General features: G+C 41.2%; 18 protein-coding genes. 14 read left to right on the plus strand and 4 right to left on the minus strand.

The annotated features are described in order from the left end of the window. Positions 1-2 precede the first annotated feature (2 nt). The 7 genes from ACSLUF_RS11080 (at position 3) to ACSLUF_RS11110 (ending at position 8,039) form a co-directional block, all read left to right on the plus strand. On the plus strand, positions 3-1,334 hold the full coding sequence (locus ACSLUF_RS11080) for a hypothetical protein (RefSeq protein ID WP_435622848.1): 1,332 nt from the start codon (positions 3-5) through the stop codon (positions 1,332-1,334). An 84-nt stretch (positions 1,335-1,418) separates the two neighbouring features. Next, entirely contained in the window at positions 1,419-2,933 is a 1,515-nt protein-coding gene (locus tag ACSLUF_RS11085; RefSeq protein WP_435622849.1) for a glycoside hydrolase family 10 protein, read from the plus strand. Continuing rightward, positions 2,930-3,412: a GNAT family N-acetyltransferase gene (locus ACSLUF_RS11090; RefSeq protein ID WP_435622850.1), complete on the plus strand. Its 483-nt coding sequence runs from the start codon at positions 2,930-2,932 to the stop codon at positions 3,410-3,412. Before ACSLUF_RS11085 ends, ACSLUF_RS11090 begins: the two co-directional genes overlap by 4 nt. Continuing rightward, a complete protein-coding gene (locus ACSLUF_RS11095; protein ID WP_435622851.1) occupies positions 3,413-4,693 on the plus strand; it encodes an MFS transporter in 1,281 nt (426 codons plus the stop codon). Beyond that, positions 4,662-6,305, plus strand: coding sequence for a glycoside hydrolase family 3 protein (locus tag ACSLUF_RS11100; protein WP_435622852.1), 1,644 nt, complete (start codon positions 4,662-4,664; stop codon positions 6,303-6,305). Before ACSLUF_RS11095 ends, ACSLUF_RS11100 begins: the two co-directional genes overlap by 32 nt. Next, positions 6,295-6,963 (plus strand): class I SAM-dependent methyltransferase, encoded by a 669-nt coding sequence (locus tag ACSLUF_RS11105; protein WP_435622853.1) that lies wholly within the window; start codon positions 6,295-6,297, stop codon positions 6,961-6,963. Before ACSLUF_RS11100 ends, ACSLUF_RS11105 begins: the two co-directional genes overlap by 11 nt. Beyond that, the gene (locus ACSLUF_RS11110) at positions 6,960-8,039 is read left to right on the plus strand and encodes an anhydro-N-acetylmuramic acid kinase (RefSeq protein ID WP_435622854.1); all 1,080 of its coding nucleotides are present in this window, start codon (positions 6,960-6,962) and stop codon (positions 8,037-8,039) included. Before ACSLUF_RS11105 ends, ACSLUF_RS11110 begins: the two co-directional genes overlap by 4 nt. Positions 8,040-8,044: 5 nt before the next feature. Here the strand turns inward: ACSLUF_RS11110 and ACSLUF_RS11115 are convergent, their stop codons facing one another. The 4 genes from ACSLUF_RS11115 to ACSLUF_RS11130 all read right to left on the minus strand — a co-directional run bounded on the left by ACSLUF_RS11115 (position 8,045) and on the right by ACSLUF_RS11130 (position 12,825). Further along, the gene (locus tag ACSLUF_RS11115) at positions 8,045-9,256 is read right to left on the minus strand and encodes a multidrug effflux MFS transporter (protein ID WP_435622855.1); all 1,212 of its coding nucleotides are present in this window, start codon (positions 9,254-9,256) and stop codon (positions 8,045-8,047) included. Positions 9,257-9,343: 87 nt separating this feature from the next. Next, positions 9,344-10,885, minus strand: a complete 1,542-nt coding sequence (locus ACSLUF_RS11120) for an acyl-CoA carboxylase subunit beta (protein ID WP_435622856.1) — start codon at positions 10,883-10,885, stop codon at positions 9,344-9,346. A gap of 5 nt (positions 10,886-10,890) precedes the next feature. Beyond that, positions 10,891-12,333, minus strand: coding sequence for an acetyl-CoA carboxylase biotin carboxylase subunit (gene accC, locus ACSLUF_RS11125; RefSeq protein WP_435622857.1), 1,443 nt, complete (start codon positions 12,331-12,333; stop codon positions 10,891-10,893). Positions 12,334-12,339: 6 nt separating this feature from the next. Beyond that, a complete protein-coding gene (locus ACSLUF_RS11130; protein WP_435622858.1) occupies positions 12,340-12,825 on the minus strand; it encodes an acetyl-CoA carboxylase biotin carboxyl carrier protein subunit in 486 nt (161 codons plus the stop codon). A 193-nt stretch (positions 12,826-13,018) separates the two neighbouring features. Here ACSLUF_RS11130 and udk point away from each other — a divergent pair, with 193 nt between their 5' ends. The 7 genes from udk to ACSLUF_RS11165 all read left to right on the plus strand — a co-directional run bounded on the left by udk (position 13,019) and on the right by ACSLUF_RS11165 (position 19,858). Next, complete coding sequence (gene udk, locus ACSLUF_RS11135) at positions 13,019-13,627, plus strand: uridine kinase (protein ID WP_435622859.1); 609 nt, start codon at positions 13,019-13,021, stop codon at positions 13,625-13,627. Beyond that, the gene (locus tag ACSLUF_RS11140) at positions 13,628-13,960 is read left to right on the plus strand and encodes an FtsB family cell division protein (RefSeq protein WP_435622860.1); all 333 of its coding nucleotides are present in this window, start codon (positions 13,628-13,630) and stop codon (positions 13,958-13,960) included. Continuing rightward, complete coding sequence (locus tag ACSLUF_RS11145; protein WP_435622861.1) at positions 13,953-15,323, plus strand: methylmalonyl-CoA mutase subunit beta; 1,371 nt, start codon at positions 13,953-13,955, stop codon at positions 15,321-15,323. Before ACSLUF_RS11140 ends, ACSLUF_RS11145 begins: the two co-directional genes overlap by 8 nt. Further along, positions 15,316-17,385, plus strand: coding sequence for a methylmalonyl-CoA mutase (gene scpA, locus ACSLUF_RS11150; protein ID WP_435625834.1), 2,070 nt, complete (start codon positions 15,316-15,318; stop codon positions 17,383-17,385). The genes ACSLUF_RS11145 and scpA overlap by 8 nt, the downstream gene beginning before the upstream one ends. Before the next feature lie 135 nt (positions 17,386-17,520). Beyond that, entirely contained in the window at positions 17,521-18,294 is a 774-nt protein-coding gene (locus ACSLUF_RS11155; protein WP_435622862.1) for a ParA family protein, read from the plus strand. Then, the gene (locus tag ACSLUF_RS11160) at positions 18,295-19,206 is read left to right on the plus strand and encodes a ParB/RepB/Spo0J family partition protein (protein ID WP_435622863.1); all 912 of its coding nucleotides are present in this window, start codon (positions 18,295-18,297) and stop codon (positions 19,204-19,206) included. Then, positions 19,199-19,858 (plus strand): DUF5683 domain-containing protein, encoded by a 660-nt coding sequence (locus ACSLUF_RS11165; protein WP_435622864.1) that lies wholly within the window; start codon positions 19,199-19,201, stop codon positions 19,856-19,858. The genes ACSLUF_RS11160 and ACSLUF_RS11165 overlap by 8 nt, the downstream gene beginning before the upstream one ends. Position 19,859: the final 1 nt, after the last annotated feature.

The following is a 19,859-nucleotide window of genomic DNA, read 5'->3' on the forward strand; positions in this document are numbered from 1 at the left end:
CGATGAAAAATTCAATAAAATACTTTATCATTTGTGTTTCACTTACAATAGGACTTTTTTCTTGTGAAACTGATTTTGACAACCCAAATGCAGCCACCGAAGACCAGGTATTTTCTTCGAGGGAAGGAATTTTTGCGGCCGCAGTCGGTCTACAGCAATTGTATTCTACCACGGGCGTGCGCTGGATTGTGGAGACCCCGGCTATAACAACCCGAGAAGGAGGCATCACTACAACCTTTCAAAACATGATTGAGTTGGAAGATGGGGGGACTGCCCTTCCTAATTTTAATTCCAATGTACAGGGATTGTGGGCAACCATGCTACGGGTGGTAAAAATAGCTGAAGATATAGAGGCGAATGCAGCCAATATTGATTTGGACCCTGGAACCCAAAGTGGTTTAATTGCGCATGCTAAGCTTTTCAAGGCACTAGCCATAGGGAGTTTAGCCCAGAATTATGAGCAAGTGGTGGTAGAGACCAGCAATGACAACGATGCTACTTTTGTTCCAAGAAACCAAGGGTTTCAAACCGCAATCACCTTGCTTACGGAGGCTGCGGCTCAAATATCTGGCACAGCACCCTCTGCAGAGTTTATCAATGGAGTTACTTTGGGGAATATTGACCTTGTAAACACCATTGCCGCATACACAGCAAGGTATAACCTGTTTGCAGGGAATTACGATGCTGCCATCGCCGCAGCAAATACAGTGGACTTGACGTCAACTTCAATTTTTGCTTACGACACCCAAAACCAAAATCCGATTTGGGCCAGAATCATTCAAAATGATGCTCCGAACTTTAAGCCAAGAGATAATTTTGGATTACCCTCAGAATTTGTTTTTGATCCTGCGGACGGAAGATTAGCCTTCTATCTCATTCCACTGGACGAGACGAATCAGAATGGTTTGCCTATTGAAGATGTGGCTGGTTTCTTTAATGAAATAACAGAACCTATTCCAGTGTATTTACCAGATGAGATGAACCTAATTATTGCTGAGGCCAACCTTAGACTAGGTACTCCAAATTTGGGAGCAGCTACAGCAGCCCTGAACGAGGTGCTTACCGATACGGATGACCCTTTCGAGGTTAACGCCAATGTAGCTGCCTATTCAGGAGCCAACACTGCAGAGGCCTTGCTTGACGAAGTATATCGCAATAGAAGAGCAGAGCTTCTGTTTACCGGAATGAGTTTGGAGGATAGCCGAAGGTTTGGAAGACCCGAGCCTAGCGGGGCGTCCATGAATTTTGCCGAGGAAAGGAATCGAAATTTCTATCCTTATCCAGATTTGGAAAGAAATAGTAATCCGAATACACCGGCTGACCCTGCAATTTAATTTGAAGCTTTTTGAATTTGTTAGTTTAAGTTAATTAAGCCTAAAGGCCTACTTTTAATCTTCAGGTAGGCCTTTTTTATTCTTATGAAATTCGTTTTTCAGTACATCCTCTGTCTTTGCTTTTTGGCTTCCTGTGCTTCACATAGGGGTCTAAAAGCTATGCCCGATGAGGAATTCAGAGGGGTATGGATTGCTACTGTCGTTAATATTGATTGGCCAAAGAATGGAAATGATACAGCTTCCAAAAAAAAGCAAGACTTTCTTGAAATATTGGATTTCTACGAAAACTTAAACTTCAATGCGGTAGTTGTACAGGTGAGAACGGCTGGTGATGCCTTCTATCCTAGCCAACAAGCTCCATGGTCAAAATACTTGACCGGCCAACAGGGAAAAGCACCTAAAGATTTCGAAGACCCTCTAGCCTGGATGATAAATGAAACGCATGATAGGGGAATGGAATTCCATGCCTGGCTAAATCCCTACCGAGCTACTTTTGATATGGACACCCTAGGTTTAGACGCTACCCATGATTTCAACCAGCATAGGGATTGGATGATTAAATATGGAAAAAAGTTCTACTACAATCCTGGTTTACCCGAGGTTAGGGACAAGTTCGCTTTGGTCGTAAAGGAATTGGTGGAGAATCATGATATTGACGCTATCCATTTTGACGATTATTTCTATCCGTATAAAATTACAGGTGAGGTTTTTAATGATTCCCTTGCCTTCCAATCCAAAAAATTACCGAACCAAAGCTTGGATGAATGGAGAAGAAGTAATGTGGATTCGTTGGTTAGGCAGGTACACACTACCATAAAAAAAAGCAAACCTTGGGTGCAGTTCGGAATCAGTCCATTTGGAGTTTGGAGAAACAAGAATGTAGACCCCAAAGGTTCCGATACCAAGGCCGGGCAAACCAATTATGATGATCTTTATGCCAATCCCTTACTTTGGATGGAGAAAGGATGGATTGATTATATAGCTCCGCAAGCCTATTGGAGCATGGATTACCCACCTGCTTCCCACCGAAGTGTTTCCGAATGGTGGTCAAAGCAGAAAGGGGCCGTAAACCTATACATGGGCAATGGACCATACAAAATCAAAAACAATAGCGATAAGGCCTGGAACAACTGCAATGAAATTCCCAAACAACTTAAATTTTCAAGGTTGTTACCTAAAGTAAATGGCAACATTTTTTTCAGTGCAAAGTCATTATTGGGTAAGCATCCTAAAGCAGTCAAAAAAATCAGGAAAATTTATGCTGGGCCGGTATCCAATCCAACCTTAAAAAAACCATTTAAAAGAACATTAGAAAAACCAAAAGTTGACATAAAAAAAATAGCAAATAACAGAATACGTTTAAACCTAAATCATTCCGATAGCATATCTCGATTTGCATTATTCTATGTTGACAGGAGGATGAGCAACGACAAATTTCCCTTGTTTAAAAAAAGCTATCTTTCGTCAAAAGAAGATAGCATTCAAGTTGAAATGCCCATCACTGGCAAAATGAAAAGACAGGGACTACGAATAGTAATCCAAGATGTCTATGGCAACAGAACCCAACCCCTTATCCTAAATAAGAAACAGCTCCAATGAAAGATATGCTCGTCCGACTTATGAATCTACCCGATGTAAATGGGGATGCAAATAACCTCTTTACGACAGAGAACATTGTTTTTAGAAAACCCATTGCTGCGGAAAAAAGTTTGGTTTTAAAATGGGTAGAGAAAAACTTCAGCATGAACTGGAAAGATGAAGTGGATGTAGCATTTTCAAATGTACCTGTCAACTGTTTTATTGCACAGCGAGAACAGGAGATTCTAGGTTTTGCCTGTTTTGAATGTTCTGCGAAAAACTTCTTCGGTCCTACTGGGGTTATTCCTTCGGAAAGAGGCAAGAATGTGGGTAAAATACTTTTGATTAAAGCCTTGGAAGCATTAAAAGAAATGGGATATGCATATGCGATTATCGGGGGCGTTGGACCTGTTGATTATTATGAAAAAACAGTGAATGCAAAAGTTATTGAGGGCTCAGAAAAAAGTATCTATCAGAACCTTTTAAAACAGAAGAAGTAAATGAAAGTGGCCGAAAAAGATAAAGGGGCTTGGGCTTGGATTCCAACCTTATACTTTACGCAAGGAATTCCCTATGTCCTTGTAGTTATGGTCTCTGTTATCATGTACAAACGCTTAGGAATCAACAATTCGGATATTGGCCTTTACACCAGTTGGCTGTACTTGCCTTGGGTCATAAAACCCCTTTGGAGCCCCATAGTTGACCTCAACGGAACCAAAAGAAAATGGTTTTTGGGTATGCAGATGTTGATTGCCCTTTCGTTTCTTGGGATAGGTTTTTTTCTACCCACCAATGCGTTTTTTACCATTACGTTGGCCTTCTTTTGGATGTCCGCTTTTGCTTCCGCGACCAATGATATTGCCTCTGACGGGTATTACATGATTGGTCTTTCTCAAAAAAAACAAGCTTTTTTTATTGGGCTCAGAAGTACGTTCTACAGATTGGCCATGGTTACTGCACAGGGGCTTTTGGTGATACTAGCTGGTTTTCTGGAAAAAGAATATGGCGATAACACCAAAGCCTGGTCCATCACCATGATTTGTACAGCAGGTCTTATGTTTGTGCTTACACTCATCAACTTTTTCGTTACTCCAAAATTTGAAGACCCTAAAAGTGACAAGAATGAGAGACCCGGGAGTTTTTCAGAAGTTTTTGTGACTTTCTTTCAAAAGAAACAAATTGGTATAGCCATCCTCTTTATTCTTTTGTATAGGCTTGGTGAATCCCAGTTGGTTAAAATGGCCTCCCCTTTTCTTCTCGATGAAAAACAGCTTGGAGGGCTAAACCTCAGTACCGAAGCGGTTGGGACCATTTATGGAACTGTGGGTATTATCATGCTTTCATTGGGTGGTATAATTGGGGGCATTCTAATTTCAAGGGACGGGCTCAAAAAATGGATGCTTCCTATGCTCCTTGCCCTTAATCTTCCCAACGCTTTATATGCTTTGCTTGCTTTCACAAAAACCCAAAGTTTGATAGCTGTGGTAGGAACAGTGGTCTTGGAACAATTTGGGTATGGATTTGGTTTCGCGGCATTCTTGATTTTTCTCATTTATATTGCCGAAGGAGTATCTAAAACTTCACATTATGCAATTGCCACAGGATTTATGGCCCTCGGAATGATGTTACCTGGAATGCTTAGTGGTTATATCCAGGAATGGTTGGGGTATCCCGGTTTCTTCACTTGGGTCGTTATTGCTGCTTTGCCAGCGTTCTTGTTGCTTCCTTTCCTAAAATATCCGCCAGAGTATGGCAAGAAATCAGCAGATTCCAATGAATAAAGGCCTGAAACAGCATATAAAACTAAGTTCGACCCAAAATTTTAGTCTAAAACAAAAGGTAGGGCAATTGTTCATGATTGCGGTTTTCATAAACGATTCTGAAGAAAACGTTCAGGAAACGGAAAACCTGATTAAAGAAAACCATATTGGGGCTTTGTGTTTTTTTCACAGCAGAGCAAGTGCAGCCACAAATTTCGAGGGTAAGAAAAAAGTGGTTTACAATGAAAACAGTTACGAACGACTTGTCTCATTAATCGATAGATACCAAAAGGCGTCCCCTACTCCACTTTTAATCACTATGGATGCCGAATGGGGACTTGCCATGCGTATTGAAAATACGCCACAATATCCTTATGCTTTGACCCTTGGGGCCCTTCAGAATAGAGAAGACTTAATACACCAAGTAGGGTACAACATAGGTCAGGATTGTCTTGAGGCTGGAATTCATTGGAATCTCGCTCCGGTACTTGATATCAACAACAATCCTGAAAATCCGGTTATTGGATACCGGTCGTTTGGAGATGACAAAGAAAAAGTCACCCAAAACGCAAAAGCTTTTATAGCAGGAATGCGTGAAGCAGGTGTTCTAAATTCGCTTAAGCATTTTCCCGGTCATGGGGATACTCATACCGACTCGCATCTTGCCCTACCAATTATAGATAAATCAAAAGAAAATCTTTTGGAAAATGAGATGTACCCCTTCCAAGAGCTAATGCACGAAGAAGCTGATTCCATCATGATAGGACACCTCTCCGTTCCCTCTTTAGACCCCTCAGGAAAGCCCGCTACTCTATCCAAAATCATTTTGACCAGCCTTCTGAGAGAAAAATTAGGCTATAATGGGGTAATTATCTCAGATGCCATGAATATGCATGCGGTATCCAAAAGCTTTGAGGAAAAGGGAGCTCTGGAATTAGCCGCGTTTAATGCCGGAATGGACATATTTTGTTTTTCGGAACATCCGAAAGAAGCCATTGACAAAATTGTTTCTGAGAACAAGGTTAAGCGGATTGAATCCAGTTTTGAACGGGTTTGGGAATTAAAGAAAAAAACCTTCAACCAGTCGAATGACATTCCTAAAACTAAGAGTACTCTTAAAAAATTGAATACCGAAATAGCAAAAGCCTGTTTAACTGAACTCTTTGGTAGTGGCAAAAAATTGGTAGAAACATCATCTCAGGATTTGGAACAAATTGTTTTTGGCAAACCAAAATTAAGTGTCTTTCCTCGGTATTTGGAACAAGAGTCAAAAGTCCAGCCCTCGCGGATAAATGACATGGAATCGGAGCGAGTTCAAGATTCATTTGAGAACCAAAAAACAAAAGTACTTTCTGTCTTTCCACCCTCGGTGAAACCTAAAAACGGATTTGGGTTTACAAAAGAAGAGCTGGAGACAATGAATCAAATGCTAAAAAAAGGCAGTTGCATTTTGTATCTATTTGGCAATCCCCTTTTTCTACATACACTGCATATAAGTGCACAAAACTCATACATCCTAATGTATCAGGACTTTCCTGAATTTCAAGAAGTGGCCTACTCCCATTTCAAGGGAGAACTTGTAGCTGAGGGCAGGCTTCCCTTTCAACTAAAAACGAATTTGCATGAAAACTGAAATAATAGACTCTTGGGAAAAAAATGCCAAAGAATGGAGTAAAATTATCCAAAATCACGGTATAGCCTCTAGAAAATTTACAAACAAAGCCATTCTTGATAGCGTGAATCAAATTGAAGCTGCAAAGGTGGCCGATTTTGGCTGTGGAGAAGGGTGGTTAACCCGAGAAATAAGCAAAATGGGGAGGGATGCCTATGGATTTGATGCGATACAAGCCTTACTTGACGATGCTGAACAGAAAGGACACGGGCACTTTCAGCAATTGACCTTTGAGGATATGATTTCGGGAAAACCCATTCCTCATAGCCCATTCGATTTGGGGATTTTTAACTTCTGCATTTACCTAAAAGATGGTCTTAATGAGTTGATTGAAAATACTCTAAAAGCAATCAATCCGAATGGATGTATCCTTATCCAAACATTACATCCATTTTTCCTGATTCAAAATGGGATGGAATATAAAGGACAATGGATTTCTGATTCATGGAAAGGACTCCCGGGTAATTTTATTGAAGGCCATTCGTGGTATGCAAGAACCTTTGAAGATTGGATTGCAGTTTTATCTTCCTTTAAAGGAGTAGATTTCACCATCAAGGAAATAACAAATGATGAAGGACAGCCTATTTCACTTATCATCCAAATTCAGAAGTCCCGATGAAGGAATACAAAGTCTTGGGTATGATGTCAGGGACCTCATTGGATGGTCTGGATTTGGCTTTTTGCCGCTTCTCCAAGAGTGACCAGAAATGGAATTTTTCAATAGAAAAGACCACAGCAATTTCCTATGACACGACCTGGAAAAATCGATTAAAACACGCCATTCACTTAAGTGATAAGGAGCATGATACTCTGGACCACGAATATGGCGTTTGGCTGGGTAAACAAGCCAAACAATTCTTGGAAGATGCCCAGGAAGAAGTGGATTTCATAGCCAGTCATGGTCATACTTCCCATCATAGACCTGAGGAAGGTTTTACTTTTCAGTTGGGCAATGGGCAGGAATTGGCCAATGCTTCGGGTCAAAAAGTAATCTGTGACTTTCGAACAAAAGATGTAAAATTAGGAGGGCAAGGAGCACCTTTGGTACCTATTGGTGACCATTTGCTTTTTGGAAAATATGATTTTTGCTTGAATCTGGGAGGAATCAGCAATGTTTCCTTTGTAAAAGAGGGTAAAAGAAAAGCCTTGGATATTGGAATGGCCAATATGCCGTTGAACCATATTACACAGAAAATTAACCTGGAATATGACGAAAATGGTCAATTGGCGCAAAGTGGAAAACTTCTTCCAGAACTCAAAACAGCCTTGGACAATTTGGAATACTACACCCTTCCGCATCCAAAATCCACGGGGTATGAATGGTTTCTAGCCGATGTGGTTCCGTTAATTGAAAACTCGGAAGGAAGTGTGCCGGATTTGCTACATACCCTGATTCACCACAATTGTGAGCAAATAGCATCGGAAATTGCAAAATTCAGAACTAAATCGAATAATACCATGTTTGTCACCGGTGGTGGCGCATTCAATTCATTCTTTATGGAAACCCTACAACAGAAACTCGGAAATTCTTTTACATTAAAGATTCCGAACAAAACGCTAATTGCCTTTAAGGAAGCTTTGGTTTTTGCATTAATGGGTGTCCTACGGGAAGAAAACCAAACCAACATTTTTGCGTCGGTTACAGGAGCAAGGGAAAATAGCTGTAGCGGAGAAGTTTTTTTTCCTAACGTGTAAACATCCTATTTTGCTGTCGCAAGTTTCCGGGACCTTTTCGCCATCCAAAAGATAGCTACGGAAATAAGTCCGCAAATGGCCAATCCCAGAAAAAGGGGAAGTACCTCATCCTCCACATAACTCCCTATGAAGGTTGCTATGGGAATTGCAATTACAGTGGAAATAAACCCGTTAATTGCTGCACCTATTCCCGCGATATGCCCTATGGGCTGCATCGCAATGGACCGAAAGTTTCCCCACATGAAACCCAAGCAAAAGAATTGAAGGAATAAAAAGACGATAAGCACAAGAACGCTAGGATTTCCAGTCTGCCAAAAAAGTAAAACGAATAATAAAGCAACCGCGCAAAAAGCGAGTAAAGCCATATAGGAAAGTTTCCACATGCCATAGCGTAAGACCAAGGTGCCGTTTGAAAATGTTGAAACACCTATAGAAATGGATAGACCCGCAAAAATGTAGGGAAAGGAATCCTTAAGACCATATAAATCCTCAAAAATATGTTGTGAAGCACTCAAATACACCAAAAAAGCTCCCGTTATAAATCCAGAAGCCAAGGTAAAAGCAACCGTTTCTTTATAGCGCATAAACTCCTTCAGTCCATCAATAAAAACATGTCTTGTAAATGGAATTTTATATTCAGGTTTCAGGGTTTCAGGTTGACGTCTCCAAAACCATAACCCAACTAGCAATGTGCATACCAACTGCACGTAAAAAATAGCCTGCCAATTTGAAACATCCAAGATGATTTTCCCTATAGACGGAGCCACTACGGGCACCAAAATAAAAAAGGCAGTGACAAAAGACATTACGCGAGCCATGAGATCACCGCTATAAGTATCTCGAATAATGGAAATAGCAATACTTCGGGCAACAGAAAGTCCAATGCCTTGAAGTATCCGACCTACAATCATCCATTCCAAATTCGGAGCCCAAAGACATATAAAACTAGCGATGGCAAAAACCACCATCCCCAGATAAACCACTGGCTTCCTTCCATAGGAATCAGAAAGGGGGCCAAAAAACAACTGGCCCAAGCCCAATCCTAAGAAAATCATGGTTATCAACTTCTGATTCTCCGTTGGGTCAAAACTGTTTATGGTTTCACCAATATTTGGAATTGCGGGCAATAAAGTATCAATGGACAGCGCTACAATCGACATAAGCGCCGCCATTAAGGCCATGAATTCAAAACTTGGTTTCTGGTTTTCTTTTTGCATTGGGCAAAATTAGTCAACCTTGAAAGACCATGTATCCTTTCTAGTAAGTATTTAACTTAAGTTAATAACAACTTTCCACTTATCGGATTATAGCGGAATATTCCCGTGCTTTTTCTTAGGAGTTTGCACTTCTTTTTTCTCCAACATAGCAAATGCTTTTAACAGCTTTCTACGCGTATTTTTGGGAAGGATTACCTCATCAATAAAACCTCTTCTTGCCGCACGGTAGGGATTGGCAAACTTATCCGCATACTCGGCTTCTTTTTCCTTCAATTTCGCCTCTGGGTTATCTGCCGCGGCAATCTCTCGCCTAAATATGATTTCACTGGCACCTTTTGCACCCATTACGGCAATTTCTGCGGTGGGCCATGCAAAATTAAAATCAGCACCAATGTGCTTGGAGTTCATCACATCGTAGGCACCGCCATATGCCTTTCTGGTAATGACGGTTACACGAGGCACGGTTGCCTCGCTAAGGGCATATAAGAGTTTTGCTCCATGCATAATAATTCCATTCCATTCTTGGTCAGTTCCCGGAAGGAATCCTGGCACATCAACCAAAACCAATAAAGGGATATTGAATGCATCACAGAACCTAGTAAATCGAGCCGCTTTTTGGGAGCTCTTTACCCCAAGTACACCTGCTAAAAACATGGGTTGATTGGCAATGATTCCTACACTTCTACCTCCCAACCGGGCAAAACCAACTATGATATTTTCCGCATAATCCTTGTGAATTTCATAAAAGGAATCCTCGTCTATGATACCATTTATGATATCATGCATGTCGTATGGTTTGTTCGGATTATCTGGAACAATTTTGGAGAGTTCCTCACGTATTTCATCCCCTAACTCATAGGGCTTGTGCTTGGGAATCTCCTTATTGCTCTGTGGAAGGTAATCCAATAGTTTTTTGATATCATCCAAGCAAGCGGCATCATTACTGGAAGTCTTATGTGCCACGCCGGACTTCACCGCATGGGTGCTGGCGCCACCTAACTCTTCTGAACTCACTTCCTCATTGGTAACGGTTTTTACAACATTGGGTCCCGTCACAAACATATAGCTGGTCTCTTCTACCATGATGATAAAATCCGTCATAGCCGGGGAGTACACCGCTCCACCAGCACAAGGTCCCATAATAGCAGAAATTTGAGGAATTACTCCGGAAGCCTGAACGTTTCGATAAAAGATATCGGCGTACCCCCCCAAAGATTTCACTCCTTCCTGAATTCGTGCACCTCCGGAATCGTTCAATCCAATGACCGGTGCTCCTACCTTCATGGCCAAATCCATCACCTTGCAGATTTTCTCCGCATGGGTTTCCGACAATGCGCCACCAAATACGGTAAAATCTTGAGCATAGACATAGACCAATCTTCCATTTATAGTACCATACCCAGTTACCACCCCATCTCCAAAGTAGATTTCCTTATCCATTCCAAAATCCGTGGTTCTATGGGTTACCAAAATACCCATCTCTTCAAAAGAACCTTCATCCAATAAGTATTGGATTCGTTCCCTGGCCGTTAATTTTTTCTTGGCATGTTGTTTTTCTATACGCTTCTCACCACCTCCTAAATGGGCTTGGTCAATTCGTTCTTTAAGGGTCCTTAATTTGGAATCCATAGGTTTTAGTTTGTTGGAAGTTGGACTGTTTTTTGGTCTTCGAAATATAATTTTAGAGCAATCATGGCCGCAACTTCGGCCTCGTCTGCGCTTTTTTCTTTTATTGCCTCTGGGGAATAATAGTTTTTCACAAAATGGGTATCAAAGTTCCCCGACCGGAAGGCTTCATGCTCAAAAACGAAGGTCCCGAAAGGTAAAGTGGTCTGTACTCCCTTTATTTTATAGTCTTCAATAGCTTTTAAAATCAACTCGATAGATTCTTCCCGGGTTTTACCATAGGTAATCAATTTGGAAAGCATGGGGTCATAATAAATCGGCACATCCATACCTTCTTCAAACCCATTATCCACACGAACTCCCTCTCCTTCGGGCAATCTGTAGGTTTCCAACTGTCCAACGCTAGGCAGAAAGTCATTCAATGGGTCCTCAGCATACACCCGGAGTTCCATAGCATGTCCCGTAATGGATAAATCGCTTTGTTTTAAAGGCAACTCTTCACCTCGAGCAACTTTAATTTGAAGTTCCACCAAGTCTACTCCTGTAATCAATTCCGTTACTGGATGCTCCACCTGTAAACGGGTATTCATTTCCAGGAAGTAGAAATTCATATCGGCATCCATTAAAAACTCAACCGTACCCGCTCCTACATAATCACAGGCCTTGGCAACCTTGGTTGCTGCTTCCCCCACGGCATTCCGCAATTCTGGAGTCAATAGCGATGAAGGGGCTTCTTCCACCACCTTTTGGTGCCTTCGTTGGATACTACATTCCCTCTCAAAGAAATGAAGCACGTTTCCATGTGTATCTGCCATCACCTGGATTTCAATATGCCTTGGCGAGGTCACATATTTCTCCAAAAACACGGAACCATCCCCAAAAGCCGAGGTTGCTTCACTAATGGCCCTTTCCATTTGCGATTCGAAATTCGCTTCGTCATCCACAATCCGCATTCCTTTTCCTCCTCCTCCAGCGGAAGCTTTAATCAAAATCGGATATCCGATTTCGGAAGCAATTTTCTTGGCTTCTTTCACATCTGTAATCGCCTCATCAATACCAGGGACCATGGGAATATTATAATCCTTAACTGCTTCCTTCGCTTCTAGCTTACTCCCCATAATGCGGATGGCTTTGGATTTAGGTCCAATGAATGTGATACCGTTCTTTTCTACCGCTTCCGCAAAGTCTGCATTTTCACTCAAAAAACCGTATCCGGGATGGATGCCATCAACGTTAAGTTTTTTGGCCACCTCAATAATTTTATCCCCGACTAAATAGGATTGATTGGAAGGTGCCGGCCCTATGCATACCGCTTCATCAGCAAAACGCACATGTGGCGCGTTGCGATCTACTTCAGAAAATACCGCCACAGTTCTGATTCCCATTTTCTTCGCAGTTCGCATTACCCGCAAGGCAATTTCTCCGCGATTGGCTACCAATATTTTTTTCATGGAATCTTATTCGAAGGTTAATAATATTTGTTTCTTATCGACTGCCTCCCCTTGGTTCACCGATATTTTTTTGACCACGCCGTTTCTAGGAGATGCAATGCTATTCTCCATTTTCATTGCTTCCAAAATGAGAAGTGGGTCGTTTTCATTCACTTCCTGTCCCTCTTTTACCATGATATCCAAAATAAGTCCCGGCATTGGGGCTTCAATTGAGGATATATTTTTCGCCCCATTGGCAGCGAATCCCATTTTGTCTATTAAGTGAAGTAAAGGCGTTTTGACCGACGTCGTATATTCAGCACCGTTTACCTTCACTATATATTGTAAATCATTAAAATTGCGGTTTATCAATTCGATATGATAGGACTGCCCATTCTTTAAAATATGGAAAGTGTTTTTTGAAGTCTGTAAAACATCTAATTGGACAATATCTTCTTGGGTGAGCTGAAATTCATGGTCTTCATTTACCATGATGGAATAGGATTCTTCCATGAAATAGATGGCCTTTTGTTATTTAGTTAAAGATACGGTTTAAGGGGTAATCCAATGCAAATCTAAGTGCACATTCTTTTCCATTCTATGACAGGTGTCATGTGTTTGTTCAAAAACAAATCCTACCTATGCAAAGCGTATCGATGGATGAAAAACATATCAAATGTTTACTTTTGATATCAAAATTTTATCAATGCTCATTATAGGAATTGCCGGAGGTACTGGGAGTGGAAAAACCACCGTGGTCAATCAAATTGTGGAAGAACTACCCGAAAATGAAGTGGGTGTCATTTCCCAAGATTCGTATTACAATGACCTATCCGATTTGAGCAAAGAAGAAAGGGGACAGGTAAATTTTGACCATCCCAATTCCATCGACTTTGATTTATTGATTAAGCATTTGGAACTGCTTCGACAGGGGGAAACCATTGAAAAGCCTATTTATTCCTTTGTAGAGGAAACCCGTTTGGAAGAAACAATTTCCGTCCATCCAAGAAAGGTGATGATTGTTGAAGGCATTTTGGTCTTGAGCAATCCCAAATTGCGGGAGATGTTCGATATAAAGATTTATGTGCATGCAGATTCGGATGAAAGATTGATTCGAAGATTACAACGGGATATACGAGAGCGAGGTCATGATTTGGAAAAGGTACTCTACAGGTACCAAAATGCGGTAAAGCCTATGCATGAGCAGTTCATTGAGCCCTCAAAAGAATTTGCAGACCTTATCATACCCAACAACCATTACAACACCGTTGCGGTCGATATGGTACGAACCATTATTAATGATAAGTTGCACTAAATGGGACTCAAGGAACTTAGACAAAAAAAATGGTTCAAAATAATGACCAACATGTATGTCTTGGTCTTGACCATTTTTGTGATTTGGATGGCTTTTTTTGATACCAACTCTTTGTTGATTCATTTGGAGTTAAGAAAAGAAATCAAAAAGCTGGAAAAACAGAAGGAGTTTTTGAAAGGGGAAATTGCCAAGGACCAAGAGGTACTTGAAAAACTCTCGGACTCCAGCGAATTGGAAAAGTTTGCTAGAGAGAAATACTATATGAAAAAGGAAAACGAGGAGATTTTTTTAATTGAATATGAGGACAGCCTAAAGATCAAGAAAAATGAGTAAATCCGGTTTGTTTGATGAATTTCCACAAGTTTCCGCTAAGCAATGGAAACAAAAAATACAGTATGATCTTAAGGGAGCAGATTACAACGAAACCTTGGTATGGGAATCTCCTGAAGGCATTAAAGTAAAGCCCTTTTATCATGCTGAGGATTTGGATAAAACTATTCCCAGCTATGGACAAAAAAAATGGTGTGTTGCGCAAATCATTTATGCTGGTGATGTTTCAAAAGCCAACTTAAAAGCTCACGACATTTTGAAAAAGGGAGTGGAAACTCTGATTTTCACCATCCCCGACCCCAAAATTGACCTTGTTGGTTTATTGAAGGGAATTGATTTAGCCACGGTTCCAGTCCATTTCAACTTTGAGTTTTTAGCCATTGAGCCTCTTAAAACTTTATTTTCCTTTGTAAAGGATAAGGAAGCCCAAGTGTACTTTCATATAGACCCAATCGGAAATTTAGTTAGAACTGGCAATTGGCACCACTCCCAAAAAGAAGATGAAGCAATTCTGGGGGAACTTGTAAAACAAACATCAACAGGAAGCAATATAGCCACTTTAGTAGTTGATATATCCTTGTATCAAAATGCTGGTGCCGATATGGTACAACAATTGGCGTACGGCCTTGCACATGCCAACGAATATTTGAACAAATTCCAATCCAATTTTCCAAAACCTATTTTTAAAGTGGCCGTTGGCGGCAACTATTTCTTTGAAATAGCTAAAATCAAAGCTTTGCGTTGGCTTTGGTCAACCTTAGCATCTGCCTATGGAATAGACAAAATGTGCCATATACTTGCCATTCCCTCAAAAAGGAATAAAACCCTATATGACTATAATGTCAATATGCTGAGAAGCACTTCTGAATCTATGTCGGCTATATTGGGGGGAGCTGATACGGTTTGCAATGTACCCTACGATGCACTTTATCACAAAGACAATGAGTTTGCCGAGCGAATTGCCAGAAATCAATTGGTACTGCTGAAGGAGGAAAGCTATTTTGAGGAAGCTTCCCGAGCCACGGAAGGAGCATACTACATCGAATCGCTCACCCAACAATTGGCTGAAAAGGCACTGGCCTTATTCAAACAAATTGAGGCCTCAGGAGGTTTTTTGGACTCACTATATAAAGGGAAAATTCAACAGAAAATAAAAGAAAGTGCGGCAAAGGAGCAAGACCTTTTCGATGAAGGTAAAACCACTTTGGTTGGCACCAACAAATATCAAAATCCGAAAGACCGAATGAAAGATGATCTGGAACTCTATCCTTTCATGAAAAAGCGGTCGGAAAAAACCCAAATAGTTCCCATCATTGAAAAAAGATGGGCAGAGGAATTGGAACAAAAAAGATTGGATGATGAGTAGAAAAGACCTTCAACAGCTAGCCCTTAATAAAAAAACTGCTTCTAACTCTCAGGAACTCTATCATCAGAATTTCGCTGCGGGTATGCCGCCCTTTTTACGTGGCCCCTACTCCACCATGTATGTGAGGCGACCCTGGACCATTCGACAGTATGCAGGATTTTCTACAGCAGAAGAAAGCAATGCTTTTTACCGAAGAAACTTGAAGGCCGGTCAAAAAGGACTTTCGGTAGCTTTTGACCTTCCTACCCACCGCGGTTATGATAGTGACAACGAACGGGTGGTTGGCGATGTTGGAAAAGCGGGTGTGGCCATTGACTCCGTAGAGGATATGAAAATACTATTTGATGGCATTCCTTTGGATAAGATGTCAGTATCCATGACCATGAACGGAGCTGTTTTACCCGTTATGGCGTTCTACATTGTGGCTGCTGAAGAACAAGGGGTATCCATGGAAAAACTGGCTGGGACCATTCAGAATGATATTTTGAAAGAGTTTATGGTACGAAATACCTATATCTACCCTCCCATGCCATCCATGCAAATTGTTGCTGATATTTTTGAGTTCACCAGCCAACATATGCCCAAGTTCAACAGTATTAGTATTTCAGGATATCACATGCACGAGGCTGGTGCGCCTGCGGCCATGGAGTTGGCCTATACGTTAGCTGATGGAATTGAATACATTAAAACTGGTATTAAAGCTGGACTCAAAATTGATGACTTTGCTCCCAGACTATCTTTCTTCTGGGGAATTGGCATGAATCATTTTACTGAGATTGCCAAAATGAGGGCGGGTCGCATGCTTTGGGCCAAACTGGTAAAAGAATTTAAACCTGAAAACCCGAAGTCTTTGATGCTTCGTACCCATAGCCAAACAAGTGGATGGAGCTTAACAGAACAAGACCCTTTCAATAATGTGGCACGAACCACCATTGAGGCTATGGCAGCGGTATTTGGAGGCACCCAAAGCCTGCATACCAATGCTTTGGATGAAGCCATAGCGCTTCCTACGGATTTTTCTGCACGAATCGCGCGAAATACACAGATTTACCTACAACAGGAAACCCATATTACCAAAACGGTAGACCCTTGGGCTGGAAGCCATTTGGTTGAAAAATTAACCCAGGAGATTGCCGATGAAGCCTGGGAATTGATTCAAGAGGTTGAAAAATTGGGAGGAATGACCCAAGCCATTGAGGCTGGCATTCCCAAAAAACGCATTGAGGAAGCCGCAGCCAAAAAGCAGGCTAGAATTGATAGCGGTCAAGATACCATTCTCGGGGTAAACAAATACCAATTGGAAGACGAGGATGACCTTCAGATATTGGAGGTGGACAATGCCATGGTTCGTAAACAGCAAATTGAACGCTTGGAACAAATAAAATCGACCCGAGATAATTCCTCGGTCCAAAAAATTCTTGAAAAAATTACAATAGCGTCCAAAAAAGCAATGAACCAAGATTCTGAGCGTGATAATTTATTAGCTTTAGCGGTTGAAGCTGCTCGAAGTAGGGCTTCCCTTGGCGAAATAAGTGACGCCATGGAAGCAGCTTACGGAAGGTATCGAGCAAAAATACAATCTTTTACAGGCGTGTACTCTAAGGAAATCAAGAACGATGCAAGTTTTGAAAAAGCCAAAACTATGGCTGATGCATTCGCTGAAAGAGAAGGTAGGCGGCCTCGTATCATGATTGCAAAAATGGGCCAGGATGGTCATGATAGAGGGGCCAAAGTGGTGGCAACCGGATATGCCGACTTAGGTTTTGATGTGGATATTGGACCTCTTTTCCAAACCCCGGCGGAAGTTGCCAAACAAGCGGTTGAAAACGATGTCCATATTTTAGGTGTTTCTTCCTTGGCAGGTGGGCATAAAACCTTGGTTCCTGCCGTGATTAAGGAATTGGCCAATTATGGACGCGAAGATATTGCCGTAATAGTTGGTGGAGTTATTCCGAAACAGGATTATAACAGTTTGTTTGAAAGTGGTGCGGTAGCGGTTTTTGGGCCAGGAACGAAAATCAGCGAAGCAGCCATAGAAATCTTAAATATTTTGATGGATTAAATCCACTTAACCATCTTATAATTAAAACTTTAACTTTCTTTAACCTCTAATGTTAAGGTTATCCACGCTCTGTTAACAAAATACATTTTTTGGCATCGCAAATAATCGTATTTTTAGCCCCTAACTTACTATGAAATGGGCAAAATCATTGCTATTGCCAACCAGAAAGGTGGCGTAGGCAAAACCACTACTACGGTAAATTTGGCCGCGTCCCTAGGTGTACTTGAAAAGAAAGTGTTGTTGATTGATGCAGACCCTCAAGCCAACGCAACCTCTGGATTAGGGATTGATGTGGATAGTGTGGAGAAAGGAACCTATCAGCTTTTGGAACATACTTTGGGTGTGAATGACGTGATTATTGAAACGGACTCTCCCAATGTGGACCTTATTCCCGCTCACATCGATTTGGTTGCGATTGAAATCGAATTGGTTGATAAGGACAATCGGGAATACATGCTGAAGGAGGCTCTCAAAAGTCTTGGAGACCGATATGACTATATTCTCATTGACTGTGCTCCTTCCCTAGGACTTCTTACTTTAAATGCATTGACCGCGGCTGATTCAGTCATGATACCAATTCAATGTGAATATTTTGCTTTGGAAGGTCTGGGCAAACTATTGAATACGGTCAAAAGTGTTCAAAAAATACATAACAACGATTTGGATATTGAAGGTATGTTGTTGACCATGTATGATTCCAGATTGCGGTTGTCCAATCAAGTTGTTGAGGAGGTTAAAAAGCACTTTGCGGACATGGTCTTTGATACCATAATACAAAGAAATGTCAGGTTGAGCGAAGCACCCAGTTATGGTGAAAGTATTATTAAGTATGACGCCAGTAGCAAAGGGGCCACCAATTACCTCAACTTGGCCAACGAAATTTTAAAGAAAAACAAGGAAAAAGTTTAGATGGCGAAAGCAACCAAAAAACAGGCTTTGGGTAGAGGCCTGTCCGCTCTTTTAAAAGACCCTGAAAATGACATCCAGTCGGTTTCGGATAAAAATGCGGACAAGGTTATTGGCAATGTTGTAGAGCTAGACCTAGAAGCTATAGAGGTTAATCCATTTCAACCTCGTTCCAACTTTAATGATGAAGCACTCGAGGAACTGGCTAGTTCCATTAGGGAGTTGGGTATAATTCAACCTATTACAGTTCGAAAGCTGGATTTCAACAAATATCAGTTGGTTTCCGGAGAAAGGCGTTTTCGTGCTTCCAAGACGGTGGGATTAAAAACTATTCCAGCTTATATCCGGATTGCCAATGACCAGGAATCCTTGGAAATGGCCTTGGTGGAAAATATTCAACGTCAGGATTTAGACCCCATTGAAATTGCGCTTTCCTATCAGCGTTTGATTGACGAAATTCAAGTCACCCAAGAAAAACTGAGTGATCGTGTGGGTAAAAAACGTTCCACGATAACCAACTACCTTAGACTTTTAAAACTGCATCCCATTATCCAAACAGGAATGCGGGACGGTTTTATCAGTATGGGACACGGTAGGGCTTTGATAAATATCGAAAAGAAAAAGGACCAAATCGAACTGTACGAACGTGTGGTTTCCTCTGGGCTTTCTGTTCGGGAAACGGAACAATTGGTCAAATCGTACCAAGAGTCCAAGAACGATGGTGCGCTAAATAAAAAGTCCAAAACTTCTACGGAAACACCCGGATATATAACCAAAGGCATTGAAAGCCTTAAAGAACGTCTTTCTACAAAAGTGGACATAAGTACATCTGCCAACGGCAAAGGGAAAATTGTAATTCCTTTTCATTCCAAAGAAGAATTTCAGCGCTTACGAAAACTTTTGACAGGTGATTAGAATTCCTCTCTTGTTATTCCTTTTTATTTTCTCCTGTAACCTTGTCTTTACCCAGGAAGGTGAAAATGAAAATGAAACAGAATTGCCTCCTACAGCCGTAGATTCCCTAGCTCAGGAATTGGAAGACCAAGGGGTTGTTATCCAAGAAGTAAGCTATCAAAAGGAAAAAATAAATCCACTTGCACCCAGCAAAGCCGCTTTTTATTCAGCTGTTTTACCGGGATTAGGCCAACTCTACAACAAAAAAGGAGCCTGGTGGAAAATACCTGTGATTTATGGAGGTCTGGCAACAGGAGTAGGCCTATATACCTTTAATAACGACGAGCTTCAAAGAGCTAGGGAGGCCTTTAAAAGAAGGCAGGCAGGCTTTACTGATGATGAATTCTTTGATGTAAACTTTGATGGTGAAGGTCCTGATGTATCAGACGAATCTCTTGAAAATGTTCAGGAAAGTGTACAACGAACACGAGACTTATGGCTAGTCTTGACCATTGTATGGTATTCCTTAAACATAATAGAAGCGAATGTGACTGCACATTTAGCCCAATATAACGTCAGCACCCAGTTGAGTTTTGATTTTGAACCCTATTTGGAACTAAACCCTGTTACCAACGAACCCAATTATGGAATGGCTTTGGTTTTTAAATTTTAAA

The organism is Flagellimonas sp. (genome assembly GCF_965601775.1).
GTDB lineage: Bacteria > Bacteroidota > Bacteroidia > Flavobacteriales > Flavobacteriaceae > Flagellimonas.